Origin of the sequence: Pediococcus pentosaceus ATCC 25745 (assembly GCF_000014505.1) — a bacterium.
GTDB lineage: Bacteria > Bacillota > Bacilli > Lactobacillales > Lactobacillaceae > Pediococcus > Pediococcus pentosaceus.
In genome coordinates, this window is record NC_008525.1 from 1,365,585 (window position 1) to 1,381,616 (window position 16,032).

At 35.6% G+C, this 16,032-nt stretch carries 19 protein-coding genes; 5 read left to right on the forward strand and 14 right to left on the reverse strand.

Features of this window, described 5'->3' with window-relative positions; all coding sequences use genetic code 11:
* Positions 1-11 precede the first annotated feature (11 nt).
* On the forward strand, positions 12-959 hold the full coding sequence (locus PEPE_RS06675) for a phosphoglycerate dehydrogenase (protein WP_011673643.1): 948 nt from the start codon (positions 12-14) through the stop codon (positions 957-959).
* A gap of 68 nt (positions 960-1,027) precedes the next feature.
* Here the strand turns inward: PEPE_RS06675 and PEPE_RS06680 are convergent, their stop codons facing one another.
* Positions 1,028-2,884 carry an ABC transporter permease gene (locus tag PEPE_RS06680; protein ID WP_011673644.1) on the reverse strand — a complete coding sequence of 619 codons (1,857 nt, stop codon included), beginning with the start codon at positions 2,882-2,884 and terminating at the stop codon, positions 1,028-1,030.
* Between the two features lie 277 nt (positions 2,885-3,161).
* Between PEPE_RS06680 and PEPE_RS06685 the strand changes: the two genes are divergently transcribed.
* From PEPE_RS06685 to PEPE_RS09335, 3 genes are all read left to right on the forward strand, one after another.
* A complete protein-coding gene (locus PEPE_RS06685) occupies positions 3,162-6,014 on the forward strand; it encodes a DUF3427 domain-containing protein (RefSeq protein WP_011673645.1) in 2,853 nt (950 codons plus the stop codon).
* 54 nt (positions 6,015-6,068) lie between these two features.
* The gene (locus tag PEPE_RS09330; RefSeq protein WP_011673646.1) at positions 6,069-6,641 is read left to right on the forward strand and encodes a DUF4767 domain-containing protein; all 573 of its coding nucleotides are present in this window, start codon (positions 6,069-6,071) and stop codon (positions 6,639-6,641) included.
* Positions 6,642-6,778: 137 nt separating this feature from the next.
* On the forward strand, positions 6,779-7,216 hold the full coding sequence (locus tag PEPE_RS09335; protein ID WP_011673647.1) for a hypothetical protein: 438 nt from the start codon (positions 6,779-6,781) through the stop codon (positions 7,214-7,216).
* 71 nt (positions 7,217-7,287) lie between these two features.
* On the opposite strand, the gene PEPE_RS06695 is transcribed toward PEPE_RS09335, so the two are convergent.
* Entirely contained in the window at positions 7,288-7,770 is a 483-nt protein-coding gene (locus PEPE_RS06695; protein WP_002833369.1) for a Dps family protein, read from the reverse strand.
* Positions 7,771-8,039: 269 nt separating this feature from the next.
* Positions 8,040-8,306, reverse strand: coding sequence for a helix-turn-helix domain-containing protein (locus PEPE_RS06700; RefSeq protein WP_002833368.1), 267 nt, complete (start codon positions 8,304-8,306; stop codon positions 8,040-8,042).
* A 157-nt stretch (positions 8,307-8,463) separates the two neighbouring features.
* Between PEPE_RS06700 and PEPE_RS06705 the strand changes: the two genes are divergently transcribed.
* The gene (locus tag PEPE_RS06705; RefSeq protein ID WP_011673648.1) at positions 8,464-8,670 is read left to right on the forward strand and encodes a helix-turn-helix domain-containing protein; all 207 of its coding nucleotides are present in this window, start codon (positions 8,464-8,466) and stop codon (positions 8,668-8,670) included.
* A gap of 595 nt (positions 8,671-9,265) precedes the next feature.
* Here PEPE_RS06705 and rpsI read toward each other — a convergent pair.
* The 11 genes from rpsI to rpmJ form a co-directional block, all read right to left on the reverse strand.
* Positions 9,266-9,658, reverse strand: a complete 393-nt coding sequence (gene rpsI / locus PEPE_RS06710; RefSeq protein ID WP_002833359.1) for a 30S ribosomal protein S9 — start codon at positions 9,656-9,658, stop codon at positions 9,266-9,268.
* A gap of 14 nt (positions 9,659-9,672) precedes the next feature.
* Positions 9,673-10,116, reverse strand: a complete 444-nt coding sequence (gene rplM, locus PEPE_RS06715; RefSeq protein WP_002833358.1) for a 50S ribosomal protein L13 — start codon at positions 10,114-10,116, stop codon at positions 9,673-9,675.
* Between the two features lie 125 nt (positions 10,117-10,241).
* The gene (gene truA / locus PEPE_RS06720; protein WP_011673649.1) at positions 10,242-10,988 is read right to left on the reverse strand and encodes a tRNA pseudouridine(38-40) synthase TruA; all 747 of its coding nucleotides are present in this window, start codon (positions 10,986-10,988) and stop codon (positions 10,242-10,244) included.
* 2 nt (positions 10,989-10,990) lie between these two features.
* Positions 10,991-11,791 (reverse strand): energy-coupling factor transporter transmembrane component T family protein, encoded by an 801-nt coding sequence (locus PEPE_RS06725; RefSeq protein WP_011673650.1) that lies wholly within the window; start codon positions 11,789-11,791, stop codon positions 10,991-10,993.
* Entirely contained in the window at positions 11,784-12,653 is an 870-nt protein-coding gene (locus tag PEPE_RS06730; RefSeq protein WP_023440647.1) for an energy-coupling factor ABC transporter ATP-binding protein, read from the reverse strand. The genes PEPE_RS06725 and PEPE_RS06730 overlap by 8 nt, the downstream gene beginning before the upstream one ends.
* Complete coding sequence (locus tag PEPE_RS06735; protein ID WP_002833354.1) at positions 12,629-13,471, reverse strand: energy-coupling factor transporter ATPase; 843 nt, start codon at positions 13,469-13,471, stop codon at positions 12,629-12,631. The genes PEPE_RS06730 and PEPE_RS06735 overlap by 25 nt, the downstream gene beginning before the upstream one ends.
* Before the next feature lie 184 nt (positions 13,472-13,655).
* The gene (gene rplQ / locus PEPE_RS06740; protein ID WP_002833353.1) at positions 13,656-14,039 is read right to left on the reverse strand and encodes a 50S ribosomal protein L17; all 384 of its coding nucleotides are present in this window, start codon (positions 14,037-14,039) and stop codon (positions 13,656-13,658) included.
* Positions 14,040-14,060: 21 nt separating this feature from the next.
* Positions 14,061-15,005, reverse strand: a complete 945-nt coding sequence (locus PEPE_RS06745) for a DNA-directed RNA polymerase subunit alpha (RefSeq protein ID WP_002833352.1) — start codon at positions 15,003-15,005, stop codon at positions 14,061-14,063.
* 83 nt (positions 15,006-15,088) lie between these two features.
* The gene (gene rpsK / locus PEPE_RS06750; protein WP_002833351.1) at positions 15,089-15,478 is read right to left on the reverse strand and encodes a 30S ribosomal protein S11; all 390 of its coding nucleotides are present in this window, start codon (positions 15,476-15,478) and stop codon (positions 15,089-15,091) included.
* A 20-nt stretch (positions 15,479-15,498) separates the two neighbouring features.
* The gene (gene rpsM, locus PEPE_RS06755; RefSeq protein WP_002833350.1) at positions 15,499-15,864 is read right to left on the reverse strand and encodes a 30S ribosomal protein S13; all 366 of its coding nucleotides are present in this window, start codon (positions 15,862-15,864) and stop codon (positions 15,499-15,501) included.
* 24 nt (positions 15,865-15,888) lie between these two features.
* Entirely contained in the window at positions 15,889-16,008 is a 120-nt protein-coding gene (gene rpmJ / locus PEPE_RS06760; protein WP_011673652.1) for a 50S ribosomal protein L36, read from the reverse strand.
* Positions 16,009-16,032 lie beyond the last annotated feature (24 nt).

Genomic DNA, 16,032 nt, shown 5'->3' on the forward strand with positions numbered 1-16,032 from the left:
GGAGGATTAAGATGAAAATTTATATATCCGACCAAATTTCTAAACAAATTAGGACTAATTTACCCAAAGACAATGTGACATACCTTAATAGTTCGTCTATTACTAAGGCAGACTTAAAAGAAATCCAAGTTGCTTGGGGCTATGACCATCATGTGCAATCTCTATTAGATACTCCTCACCATCAGTTAAAATGGATTCAATCTTTTAGTGCTGGAATTGATTATTTTCCTAAACAACAACTTACAGATCAAAAAATTACTTTAACCAATACTAGCGGTGTCCACAGCGAAGCCATTGCCAATACGGTTCTTTTATATGCCTTATACTTCATGCGCGATATGAATTTAGCTCTTAACATGCATCGCCAAAAGCAATGGGATGGTAGTCGCCATTATGAGGAACTAACCCTACTCTCAAATAAAAAATGGTTAATTTTCGGTACTGGTCACATTGGACAAGAAATTGCTCGAGAAGCTAAAGCTTTAGGTGGTTATACTACCGGTGTTAACCATTCTGGTCATGCAGCTACTAATTTTGATGATACCGTAGCAGATAACGCTTATTCAAATATCATTCAAGATGCTGATATTATTATCAACATTCTCCCCTTAACTCCAGAAACTACTCATATGTTTGACCATCAATTCTTTAATCAATTAGAGCATTTATATCTATTTATTAATGTCGGTCGAGGACCATCAGTCGATACTTCTGCCTTAATGCAAGCTCTTGATGATGGTCACGTTAAACATGCCGCATTAGATGTTTTCGAAGAAGAACCGCTCACTTCAGATAGTCCACTATGGGATTATCCACAAGTTTTAATTACACCGCATAATTCAGCAGTAAGCTCTGAGATGCTGCCAGGTGTTCAGGATGTGTTTATCCACAACTTACAAACCTTTCTAAAAGATGGGCATCCCAACACAAATATTGTTGATTTAACTCGTGGTTACTAAAAAACTTGGTACATAGTAATTTTAATAGACTCCCTAGAGTTGTTATTATTGCTACGTATCAAGTTTTTTTAATTTTTAATTTGATTAACTTTTTGTAAACCTTTTGAGGTAACTTTATATAAGCCTACCTTATAATCTTCGTGATATGTTTTTCTCAACATTGTTGTGAAAGTTCGGTGCCATTCCGGTAATGCCACATATTGGTATCTTTGAACAACTTTTTTAAAGTCTGAATTGGACAACATAAAGTTTTCGCGTCCATCTACTTTATCAGAGAAGAAATAGTATTTACCAACATATCCAGCATAGTAGTCATTAACGTCAGCTGTGTGCGGATCAACTACCAATACTTTAGTATGATTGTATTTCATATCTTGTTTGGCAATATGATTAAGTTCCACCGGTAACTCTTCTTTTCCAATTGTGCTCCGATACTTAATCCCGTTAATTTCTGAGAACATCAGAATGGTTGAAAATAAAGCTAAAACTAAGGCAGATAATTGGTAAGTATTTTTTGTAATAATATTTTTGAAACTTCGTATTCCACGTTTACTTACATCAGGCTCATACATCGCTCGGTCCATCGCTACGACGAGTGCCATCGTGGCTAACAACATGTTTAAAATTACCATACTAGATAAATAACGTTCAGAACCCTCTAAATTAATTGCTTCTGAATAAGGCATTGATACAATATACATCGCAAAGACACTGAGATAGTATGCAACAAAACTAGCATCTAAAGCTAGTAGGACTTTGAGTAAATTATTAGGTTTCTTGAGATACAAGCGAATAACAACCCACGCGGTTATCAGCGTTAAATTAACCAGTAAAAAACCCCTAGTTGATAGTGAATCCAAACTGAAAATTTGATGTAAAAACTTATTACCAATCTTCATTATTACTTTTGAACTTTCACTAGCTAATTGATTTTTATATGCAGATGTACTAATTTGATGCTTAGAAACGGTGCTAAAAGTGGCATGGACATGCTGATTCCACCAGAAAAATGATAGGTAACTCCCCACCATCGTAAGGGCTGTTAGACCCAAACTTTTTCCAAAGCGCTTAAACCACTTAATTTCTTTAGAGTTCTTCATTAACAAATATAATAAGTAAAAACCAATCATAACCACATACATGGTTCCAGAATTTTTAATTAAAAACAACTCTGAACCGAACAAAAAGGCTGTAACACATTGCAACCATGGTTGATGTCGATACACATAGACACCGGCAATGCCAGCCGCTGCAACTACCGGAAGGATAAAATCAACTAATAGATTGTTCATCCGAATGGCAATGTTGAACACATTAATGAGTGAAATGGTGAGACATAAAATAAAAGCATTGGTTGACCTTGTATAATCTCTTAATACCGCAAAAACAGCATAAAGTCCCGCCCAAATTAGTAAAAATTGTCCTACTAACATTGCACCACTACTGAATCCAACCCAAGTTACAAATTGAGTGATAAATAAAGCCGTTGCCGGAGGATATGAAGTAAACGAAATGATTGCATCTGAAGCAATTGGTAAGTGTCCTTGTAACACTAAATATTTAACAATTAAAGCCCAGTGGGAATAATTATCATAGTGAAGCAAAGGACTGCTATATAAAGTCGTTCCTAGTGAAAGTCCAATCACAATCATCCACAAATCAAAATAATGAAAACCTTCAAATGGTATTTTTTGAATCTTGAAGATTGCCATTACCATACGTACCAAGAATAAAATACAGCCCAAAATAACAACCGCGCGAAGCCCAAACCTTAACCAGTTTAACATCGCCATTATGTATAGAAGAAGGGTTTGGATTATCATTGAAGTAATCCATGCCATGTATTTATTAACCCCTACCATTCTAATTGACCCAGCATAACCTAGCTGAGCAATTATAAAAATGATCAATCCGATTAACGCCAAAAAGATCCACCCACCATTTCCATTCTATTTAACTTATCTCTTATAAAGACACTTAGATTATTCTACATCTTTAACTACAACGTGTCCTAAATTCTTTATTTTTGTTATGTAACTGTAAAGACTATAAAGACGGATTAAAAGTTTTAACCGGCTAATTTTTATTGGGTTAAAGGATTAAGTATCTTTTTTTAACAGTTTCCCTACTTTGGTATGCTTTTAAAGAATTATTGTTATAATTGTAAAAAACAGAACAAACGTTCCAATTAGGAGTTTATCTATGAATTTAAATACCAATTTTTCAAATTCAATTTTGTCAGCATTATTAGATAAAAATATCGCTACTAAAACTGAATTCACGCCACAACTAATTGCTAATGCTCCGCACGAAAAATTAAAGCATCACCTAGAGCAAGAATTGCGAACCTGTACGAGTTTTACTTTTGCTGTAGCATTTATTTCTAATGCAGTATTAACCGATTTAAAGGTAACCTTTGCTGATTTAGCCCGTCATCACGTTTCTGGAAGAATTATAACTTCAACTTATTTAAATTTTAATCAACCTAAAATTTTTGCGGAACTCCTAAAAATTCCCAATGTCGAAGTACGGATCGCCGACGCTGATAGTGACTTTCATGCCAAAGGATACATTTTTAATAAGTCTGACTATCAAACATTTTTAATCGGTAGCTCAAATTTGACCAGTAATGCCCTAATTCAAAACTATGAATGGAATCTCAAATTATCTTCAAAAACTGAAGGACGTTTAGCTGAACAAATCAATCAAGAAGTTGAGAAACAATGGCAAAAAGCCCAACCATTAAATCAAAAATGGATTGATCAGTATGCCAAATTTTATTCAGAAAATGTGTCTCTATCCAGCCCCACTACTCCATTCCAATTGGAAAATAAATCACCTTTAACGCCTAACCGAATGCAACAAGCAGCACTTAAAGCTTTGATTAATTTACGTTCAGAAGGTCAGAAGCGCGGATTAATTATCTCTGCTACCGGTACTGGCAAAACATACTTAGCAGCCTTTGATGTGCGTAATTATCGGCCTCGTAAATTTTTATTCGTGGTTCATCGGGAACAAATTCTCCGCAAAGCTTTACTTAGTTTTAAAAATGTCCTAGGCGGACCAGCGGACGACTACGGTATCCTCGCTGGTGGAACTAAAGAAATTGACCGAAAATACGTTTTTGCTACGATTCAAACCCTTTCTAGACCAGACATTTTAAATGAACTTAAGGCTAATACTTTTGACTATATTTTAATTGATGAAGCTCACAAAGCTGGTGCAGCTTCCTACCAGAAAATAATCAATCACTTCAAGCCTGAATTTCTATTAGGGATGACTGCCACACCTGAGCGAACAGATGATTTTAATATATACGAACTTTTTGATTATCACATTGCTTATGAAATCCGGCTTCAGGATGCCATTGAAGAAAAAATGTTGAGTGAATTTCATTACATTGGAATTACTGACTATGAGTATGAGGGACAAGTCATCACAGATAATACGCCTCTGAAACACTTAGTTTCTAGGGAGCGCATGGATTATGTAGAACAACAAATTGATTACTACGGACATGATGGCGATCAGGTTTATGGTCTAATTTTTTGTAGTAGAACTGAAGAAGCCCACGAAGTAGCCCAAATTATGACGCAAAAAGGTCATCCAACCGTTGCACTAACTGGTGAGGACTCTGTGGATAATCGTGAAGCAACTATCAAAAAGTTTGAGAACGGCGAAATAGAATACCTTGTTACTGTTGATATTTTTAATGAAGGTATTGATATACCTAAAATTAATCAAGTTATTATGCTTAGGAATACAGAATCTAGCATTATCTTTATTCAGCAACTAGGTCGTGGCTTGCGTAAAAGTGAAGGTAAGGACTTTGTCACCATTATTGACTTCATTGGAAATTACCAGAATAATTATATGATTCCTATTGCCCTTACTGGTGATCAAACGTTAAACAAAAATAGCCTTCGTAACAAAATATCTATTAATCAAACGGTCGGACTTTCTTCTATTAATTTTAGTGAAATTGCGCGAGAACAAATCTATAATTCCATCAATAATAGTAATTTGACCCTCCTCACGAAGTTACGTGCTTCATACATCGACTTGAAAAACAAACTTGGTCGAGTTCCTTTACTGGTTGATTTTCAAAAGTACGGCTCTACCAATGCTCAAATTTTTGTGGATAAATATGAGAATTATCATCAATTTTTGTTTAAAATGCATGACCAGCAGGCGTTAACTACGCTCGAGGATAGCTTTCTGCGCTTAATTTCGCGAGAATTTTTAAACGGCATGCGTGTTCATGAATTAATTTTATTACAGGATTTATTTACTAATAATGGTAAATATTCCAAAAATGATTTAATCACCGAACTAAGTCAAATGGGTACTTATACTGATGTGGCAACTATTACCTCATTGGAAAAACATCTAGACTTAACTTATTATCAGCCTAATGACAGCAAAAAATATGGCAATACTGCCATGATAAATTTGGTTGAAAATACTTACCATTTGAATGAATCGATTTGGAATTCATATCAAAATAACTCCTACTTTAAAAAACTAGTCGACGACGTAATTACAACTGGATTAATTAATAGTAAGAACTATGATTTGAATACCAAATTTACACTCTATCAAAAATACACACGTCGCCAAGTCAACAGCTTGTTAGGCTGGCCTACAGACCAATCTTCCGCAATTTACGGTTATAAAGAAAAAATGGGATTTTGTCCTATGTTTGTTACTTACCAGAAACGAGCGGACATCCCTGATGAGTTAAACCATAACAACGTTTTCTATAATTCTTCTTTACTAAGTTGGTATACTAAAAGCCCTCGTCGTCTTGACTCTAATGAAGTAGTTCGTCTACTAGAAGGTAACCAAAATAACACGATTGATTTACTACTTTTTGTTAAAAAAAGTGACGATGAAGGCTCTGATTTTTATTATTTAGGACAAGTTGATTTCGATTCAGATTCAGTAGAACAACGATATCGCACCGTTAAAGGTAAAGAAAAACCCATTGTTAAAGCTAATTTGAAGCTCCGAACTGCAGTCAAATATGATTTATACTTAGATTTAATCGATTAACGTTTTGGAGTACAATGTTAGTAGCGTTAATTAAATCTTTTGGAGGAAATCAGTTTGAAAAATGCACATAATAAAATTACTTTAACGTTACTTTTAGGGCTTTGTACCTTACTTCTGAGCGCCTGTGGGCAAAATACTACCAACGCTACTAGCAGTAATACTAAAACAACAGGCACCTCTTCTAACACAAAAAAGTACTCTACCGCTAAAAGTTTTTATTCAAAAAATTCTAGCAATCAAAGTTCGAGTGTCTGGAATGATACCAAGGATGATAAATTAGCTTCCTTCATGGTTACTTGGGGACAAACTATGAAACAAAGCTATACTCAATGTACTCCAGATAGAAATACAACATATACTGGTTTACATTATCCCAACGATTTTTCCGACAATAAAACTGCTTTTAGCAACCATAAGCTGTCTGCTGGCTGGTCGCCAGACGGTTCAAATAAATATAAGGTAAATGTGGTAGCAATTTATGAAGATACTAATGGTGGCTCAACCATTGGCGGGCGAATTTATCTATTTACCATTCAGGATCATACTCCTATTGTCTATTACACTGAACAAAATCAAGGAACTCCCGATGGATTAGTTCATTTGAACCTACTCAAAATACAGGTTTAAGTAACGGATTTAAAAATATTGTTAATAGCAAAAAAACGGCTACTCCAAAATCTGCAACCACTAAGTCATCTAATAAATCAGGTTCATCAGATACAACCGCAGATACAAATAATCAAAAATTTGTATTTCCTTCACGAATGCAAGGAACTTGGTATACGTACACTGATGGGGATAAAATTCAAACCGTTTCTTTTGATGGTAACCTTTGGAAAAGTATGGGGAAAACTGACAAAGCTTTCGAGGCTTCAAAACATCCCTCAGAAATTACTTACAATACTAATGATACTAGTAAGGATAACTGGGTTGTTGCGACGTTTATGGAAAGTAATGATGGTATCTTTAAAGGAGACGAAAATCCCTCTAGGATAGTAAACATCCGAGGCTGGTACCAAGGCAGTGGAGATGGAACTTATTACTATAACACTACTCAAACTGTGGACGGTAAAAAAATTGAAGTACTGACGGAAGCCGGTGGTGCAATGATAGCCACTACTGCTCATTATTATAAATCTCCAGCGCTTGCTAAAGAATATGCATCAAATGATTACTACGCTGATCATCATGGAGATGATTAAAATATCAATTCAATCTAAAAGGCTTAGCTGTTTTTCAACGGCTAAGCCTTTTCAATTATTTATAAAAAATTCTATTTATCTAAAGGACCTTGGTTAAGATATGCACTAACCATCCAAATCCATTTATCAACTTCTGCCCTAAATCCGTTTAACATATCTTGAGTGGAGAAGTCCCGTTCTTCATCCGATACTTCCATACCAATCCGATACTGACTGGCAAGATACTTAAATTGATCATTAAGGCGTTGCATTAGTTCTGGTAATGAATATTGATTCCAAGTTATCTTTTCGTCGGGTAATCCGGTATGATCAATAAATTCATGCGTTGTAGCATATGGTGAACCACCCAGAGCAATTAAACGTTCAGCAATTTCATCAAGTTGTTCACCTAATTCTTCGTTATATTCATCCATTTGAGGATGTAATCTAAAGAATTCTGATCCACGCATATACCAATGAGTTTGCTGAATATTAGTTTCTAATTGACTAATATCTGCAATTAATTGATTGAGTTGTTCCATTGTCTTAGGAAATTGTGCTTTATGTTCTGACATTTTACATACCCCTTTCAAACTTATAACTTATCATCTACGCCTACAGTGTAAATGAAACTGTTTTCTATTTCAAAGAATATGAATTTTATTCTAAAAGCTTTTAAACATTAGCAATCTTCTTTGTATTTCTTTCAGTTAGACTTAGTAAAATTATTCCATTAGTCGCCATTATTCTCAAAAAGAGTTTTTTAGTTATATAAAAGTCAGTTAATCGATAGCATGTATTTAAAACCTATGCTATAGTGCTCTTGTAGCACTATGCTGATAATTTATTTTTTATTACTATTTTTTATCTTTATGATTTTTTCAACTTCTTTCCGAGCAAGTTCATTTAAATCAATATCTAAATAAACCGATAGTGCAAACATTGCTTTTATTGACATTCGTCTTGGCAATGGAGTCAACTCATCCTCATAACGAGATAACATACTAGTTGATATATCAATTCCATATTCATCATGGATTTTGCGAATTAATTCAATTTGGCTCATTTTACGTTCTTCACGAGCCTTTCTTAAAACCGAGCTAAAAATCAAGGACGGAATCCTCCTTTATATTCGAATGTTTCAATTTCAGTACACACATTTTAATTAAAGCATAACAAATATTGAAAAGGATACCCTTAAGTATTATAATCCCATGGGAGGAATCTCTATAAGGAGTATATAAAAATATAATAGGATGGTGAAATATATGAATGACGATGCCCAAGCTTCGCAAGGAGTATTAAAACACCTAAAAGCTAAGCAAATAAAACAAGAAGACGTGGCAAATTACCTCGGTATCAGTCGCACGACCTTAAATCGAAAATTAAATGGTTCAAGTGAGTTTAAAATTTCTGAAATCAAATTAATTCATAAACAATACAATGTTCCTTTAAGTTTATTTTTCGAAGAATAGTAGGTCTTTAAAAAAAGTTTGTCATAGATCAATCTCTGGTATAATCCTATATCAATACCCCTTAAAAAATATAAAAATACAATTGCAGTGATACTGTCCGAAGTTATTAAAAAGTAAGTACCCCAGCTTACTTCCCCATCTCGAATTAACGTATATACTTCTTTTATCACTGCAATTAATAACCCCCACGGATCGTTGTGCATCGATTCATGGGGGTTATTGTACTAAAAATTAAACAAATTTACATTACTATTATAAAGCTCATAATGCCCGTTATATCCTGTGAACTTTAATTATAATGTTACTAGAAAACGTCAAGCAAGCTTAATTATATTTCATTTGAAATTGCGCTCGGTGAGAAAGTAAGAGTTTTAAAATGACAATGAAATTTATACTGCTATCATATGATATATCTAAAAAAAGGATTGACCTCTATATTACAATAGAGATCAATCCTTTTTACTATAATTTCAAAATTAGCAATCACTAAATTTTAGAATAAACTACTAAATAAAATATTTGATATTTCTTAGATTACATCTTAAACAAAAAAACACTCTCCCAAAGGAAAGTGTTTTGAACGAAAATATAAATATTAACGTTTTGAGAATTGAGCTGCCTTACGAGCTTTCTTAAGACCGTATTTCTTACGTTCCTTCATACGAGGGTCACGTGTAAGAAGACCAGCTTTCTTCAAAGGTGCACGGAAATCAGGATCAACATCCAAAAGTGCACGAGCGATACCATGACGGATAGCTCCAGATTGTCCTGAGAATCCACCACCATTAACGTTAGCAATAACGTCATAGTTACCGTTTGTTTCAGTTACACCAAATGGTTGTACAACTACTTGACGTAAGTTTGCAAATGGAATGTATTCTTCGATTGGACGATCATTTACTGTGATTTTACCGGTTCCCGGTACAAGACGTACACGAGCAACGGAGTTTTTACGACGGCCAGTGCCGCGATATTGTGCTTCAGCCAAAATTCAATTCCTCCTTAAATTAAGTTCGTGATGTCAAGCTTTTCTGGATTTTGAGCTTGTTGGTTATGTTCTGAACCTGCATAAACATGCAACTTCAAAGCTTGCTTACGACCAAGAGTGTTGTGTGGAAGCATACCCTTAATTGATGTTTCAATCAAACGTTCAGGTGTCTTTTCACGCATTTCACCAGCAGTCTTAGACTTAATACCACCTGGATGTAATGTATGGTGATAGTAAATCTTACCAGTAGCCTTACGACCAGTTAATTTAATTTTTTCAGCATTGATAACGATAACGAAGTCACCTGTATCCACATTAGGAGTGAATGTTGGTTTGTTCTTACCACGCAAAATAGATGCAACTACTGTTGAAAGACGTCCCAAAGGAATGTCTGTAGCATCAACGATGTACCATTTACGTTCTACTTCACCTGGTTTAGCCAAATATGTTGTACGCACTTGAATTTCCTCCAATTTCTGTTTTGTTTAACTCAACTTTAATAAGTTTCCGGGGCTTATTTTGTGGAGGTAAACAATACCAACTTCCATTATATTAACAGTCCCTATTAAAGTCAATCAAAAATCTAATAATCTACTTCTTTTAAATATAGCCCGCTAGCAGGTGCTGTCCCCCGGGCCTGATTTCGGTCCTTAACTTCAAAGAGACGTGGTATATCATCTGCTGGACGACGTTTACTACCTATTTCAACTAAAACTGCCACCATAATTCGAACCATGTTGTATAAGAAGCCATTGCCATAAAATTCAAACACGATTTCATTTTGTTTTTTATCTTCCCATACTTTAGCTTCATAAATGGTTCGAACATGATCTTTTACGGTACTCCCTGATGCAACAAAACTCGAAAAATCATGAGTACCTTCTAAATCTTTAATCGCTTTTTGGATTAACCCAATATTAATGGGGAATTTCCAATGGCCTGTATAATTTCTTTTAAACGGGTCTACGAATTGTCCCAAAGCCATTCGATACTGATACTTTTTACCATGTGTGGTAAAACGCGCATGAAATGTTTCATCAACTATTTCAACCTTTTTTACTTGCATATCTAATGGTAATTGACTATTTAATGCGTGTAGCATGCTACGTTCTGACATTTCAATGGATAAATCAAAATGAACCACTTGTCCTAAAGCATGTACTCCAGCATCTGTACGTCCTGATCCATAAACTGAAATTTCCGGGGTTGGATTTTTAGCTATTTTATTAACTATTCTTTTTAAGACCCCTTCCACAGTTCGCTGATTAGGTTGCATTTGAAAACCTGCAAAATTAGTCCCGTCATAAGCTAATATTATTTTATATCGCATTACTAACTCCAATTTCTGAGTACCATAATCAATGCTACAGAAACCATCATGAATATCGTACCTATTATGTCATTTTTTGTATAATTTAAAACTCGATACTTACTGCGGCCTTCGCCGCCCTGGTAGCCACGAGATTCCATCGCTGTAGCTAATTCTTCAGCCCGATTAAACGCACTTTCAAAAAGAGGAATCAATATTGTAACTAACTTTTTTAATCTGGCCATAATTGATCCCGAACTAAAATTAGCTCCTCTTGAGCGTTGGGCATTCAAGATTTTTTCTGTCTCGTCTATTAATGTTGGAACAAATCTTAATGCAATTGATAGCATTAACGCCATTTCATAAACAGGAAAATGAATCTTTTTAAGTGGCATAAAAAGTGACTCGATTGCTCCTGATATCTCTAGTGGTGATGTTGATAAAGTTAATACCGTTGATACCAGAATAATCAGGACAAATCGGATTGCAATGTAAACAGCATTTAACAGACCATCACTCGTGATAGATAATATTCCCCAATGCCAATAGACGTGTCCTCCGACGCCGAAGAAGACCTGAATCACAACGGTTAATAGAATTACTCCAATTAATGGTTTAACGCCGTCCCAGAAGAATTTAGGAGCTATTCCTGATGAAGCAATGATAGTCAAAGCAATTATAAAACTAACCGCATATGCTGACCATGAATTAGCCATAAAAACAGCCACAATATAGATCAAACTCAAAATCAATTTAGCGCGCGGATCCATTCGATGTACAAATGAGGTGCCGGGGACATAACGACCAAATAGAATTTTATTCATGACTTGGCCTCCTATCTTTGACATTAACAATCTGATGTACTAGATCACTAATATCAAGTGGCATTTTATCAAATTTAACTCCCCTATCAGCTAACTTACTGGCAAAATTTGCTGCTTTAGGTAATCCTAGTTGATGTTTTATTAGCCACTTAGTGTCTCGAAAAACTTCAACCGGAGCACCATTCTTAACAATCTGTCCTCCATCCATCACAATGACATTATCTGCATAATTTGCCACATCATCCATTTGATGGGTTACTAATAGAATGGTAAGTTGCTCTTTATGATGTAATTCATTAAAAAGTTCCATCATTTCAAATCTTCCTTGAGGGTCTAATCCAGCGGTCGGTTCATCTAAAATAAGGATTTTAGGATTAGTTGCCAACACACCTGCAATTGCTACTCTTCGCATTTGTCCACCAGAAAGTTCAAACGGTGACTTCTGCCAAAATTCTTCTGGTAGCTTAACTTTTTGTAATGCATCTTTGGCTCGATTCGTAGCTTCTGTATCTGATACTCCAAAGTTCAATGGCCCAAACTTAACATCATCAACTACCGTTTCAGCAAAAAGTTGGCTTTCAGGAAATTGAAAAACAATCCCTACATGTTGGCGTAAGGAAACTAATTGTTTATTTTTAGTATTAGCATTAATTATTTGTCCATCGACATTGACCAAGCCCTTGGTTGGTCGTAAGAGTCCATTAACATGTTGAATCAGCGTCGACTTGCCACTTCCCGTATGACCAATAATAGCAGTATATGATCCATCAGGAATCGTTAAATTAATGTTTCTTAAAGATAGATTTTCAAACGGAGTATGCGCTTGGTAAACAAAATCTACGCTTTCAAAAGCAATTGACATAGCCATTCCTCCAAATCATTTTCATCCATTCGTAATTCTACTGGAGGATGAATTCCTTGTTCGACTAAGGCATCAAATAAATGTGCATTAAATGGTTTTTCTAAGCCGGTTAACTTTAACATTTCATCATCATTAAATACTTTTTTAGGAGCACCAGATTCGACGATTTTACCATCATTTAAGACAATGACATGATCTGATAGCATAGCCTCACTTACATCGTGCGTTATAGAAATGACCGTAATATCATTTTCCTGGTGAATTTCATTAATTAAATTAATTATTTCATAGCGTCCTTGAGGGTCAAGCATGCTTGTAGCTTCGTCTAAGATAATGATTTCAGGTTTTGAAGCTAATACCCCAGCGATAGCTACTCGTTGCTTTTGTCCACCAGATAATTGGTCAGGTTGTCTCTCTTTAAAATCTTCCATTCGAACTTTTTTTAAGACATTATTGACAATCTTATGCATCTTGTCAGTTTCAATGCCTAAATTTTCTAAGCCAAATGCGACATCATCTTCGACCGTTGCTCCAACAAATTGATTGTCAGGATTTTGGAAAATCATACCAATTTTCTTACGAATGTCCCAAACTGTATCATCGGATAAAATAATTCCATCTACATTAATTACACCCTCGTTATATGACATCAATCCATCAATTGAACGTGCTAAGGTACTCTTCCCACTCCCATTATGCCCAACAATTGAAGTCCAACTGCCCTTTTCAATAGAGAGCGAAACATTATCAAGTGCTTTTTTGTCACCACTATTTGCATATTTGTATGTAAGATTTTTTACGTCAATAATGTTATTCAAAGTCTCTTATCTCCCTAAACAATATGGACTTAATTCTATCATTCTATACAAAAAAAATCACTGAAGATAATGATAGCAAGTTAAAAACTCGCCGTGGGCTAGACTAGGATTTCTCCAACATCGTAACACCCTACCATTATCTTAAGTGATAGATTTTGTTATTATTAAAATCGTTTTAAATTAATTAATCAACTAATTCTAAAACAACCATTGGGGCACCGTCTCCACGGCGTGGCATCGTCTTGTAGATACGAGTATATCCACCTTTACGATCAGCATAACGTGGAGCTAAATCAGCAAACAATTTTTGAAGTGCTGAAGAAACTTTTACGTCCTCACCATCTTCAGTAACATCAGCAACAACATTACGAACGAATGCTGCAGCTTGACGACGTGCATGCAAGTCGCCACGTTTACCCAATGTGATCATTTTTTCAGTAGTAGAACGAACTTCCTTAGCGCGTGCTTCAGTAGTAACGATCTTTTCGTTAACAATTAATTCTGTTGTGAGATCGCGAAGCAACGCTTTACGTTGGGAGCTTGTACGACCTAATTTACGATAACTCATCTATGGGAACCCTCCTTATGATTAGTCTTCTGAACGGAAACCTAAGCCCAATAAACTAAGTTTCTCTTGGATTTCAACCAATGACTTACGTCCAAGATTACGAACTTTCATCATTTGAGCATCAGTGCGGTCAGTTAATTCTTGAACACTGTTAATACCTGCTCGTTTTAAGCAATTGTATGAACGGACCGAAAGATCTAATTCTTCAATTGTCATTTCAAGCATTTTTTCCTTGTGAGTTTCTTCTTTTTCAACCATAATTTCAGTCTCTTTAGCCTGATCATTAAGGTTAACAAAGATTGCAAGGTGTTCTGTTAAAATTTTAGCAGATAAACTTGTTGCCTCACTAGGAGTGATAGAACCATCAGTCCAAATATCGAGCGTAAGTTTATCATAGTCGTCTCGTTGACCAACACGAGTATTTTCAACTTGATAATTAACACGTTCAATTGGGGTATAAATAGAATCGATTGGTAATACACCGATTGGCATATCAACCTTTCGAGCCTTGTTTTCGTCCGCAGATGTATATCCACGGCCAGTGTCAGCAGTGAGTACTGCATGGAATGTAGTACCTTCAGCTACAGTACAGATTGGTAACTCAGGATTAAGAATCACTACGTCACCGTCTCCCATAATATCGCCAGCAGTTACATTAGCAGGTCCCGCAACATTGATTTCTAATGTTTTATCTTCATCAGATTCAATCTTCAACGAAACCTTCTTAAGATTCAAAATAATTTGTGTTACGTCTTCTACAACACCTTCAATGGTTGAGAATTCATGTAAAACACTATCAATTTGAACGCTAGTAATAGCTGCTCCTGGCAATGATGATAATAGGATACGACGAAGTGAATTACCAAGCGTTGTACCATATCCCCGTTCTAAGGGTTCAATAACAAATCGGCCATAATTGTCATTTTCGTCAATTTTATGAATTTTTGGCTTCTCAAATTCGATCATTCTAATTTTTACCCCTTTCAAAACGCAGTCTGCATTTCGATTTTGAATGCATTATAAAGTTTGCCCTCAAACAGAACCGAACTCTATACACGACGGCGCTTTGGAGGACGAGATCCATTATGAGGAACTGGTGTAACATCACGAATTGCACTTACTTCAAGCCCAGTAGCTTGTAGTGCACGAATAGCAGCTTCACGACCTGAACCAGGTCCCTTAACAGCAACTTCAACATTCTTCATACCATGTTCCATAGCTGCTTTAGCAGCAGCTTCTGATGCCATTTGTGCGGCAAAAGGTGTAGACTTACGACTACCCTTAAATCCAAGAGCACCAGCAGATGACCAAGCAACTGCGTTACCTTGGGGATCTGTAATCATAACAAGAGTATTGTTGAATGTTGAATGGATATGTGCTACTCCAGATTCAATATTCTTTTTTACTCGACGTTTGCGAGTATTCTTTTTCGTTGCCATAAAAAGTTAGCCTCCTTTAATTATTTTTTTCTACCTGCGATAGAAACTTTCTTACCTTTACGTGTCCGAGCGTTATTCTTCGTATGTTGTCCACGAACTGGCAACCCACGACGATGACGCATACCACGGTATGAACCGATTTCTTGGAGACGCTTGATATTGAGACTAACTGTACGACGAAGATCACCTTCAACTAGATAGTTATCTACTTCTGCACGGATCTTGTCTTCTTGATCGGCTGTTAAATCACGAACGCGGATATCTTCTGATACTTCTGCGTCCTTTAAGATTTTTTGAGCGGTAGTGTTACCAATACCGAAAATATATGTCAAACCAATGACAATTCGCTTGTCACGTGGTAAATCAACACCTGCAATACGGGCCATTAAATTTCACCTCCAAGTATAATATTATTTTCCTTGACGCTGTTTGTGCTTAGGATTTGCTGAGCAAATTACCATAACGCGCCCTTTACGTCTAATGATTTTGCAATGTTCACACATTGTCTTAACTGATGGACGTACCTTCATGAATAAATCCTCCTAAACGAATAA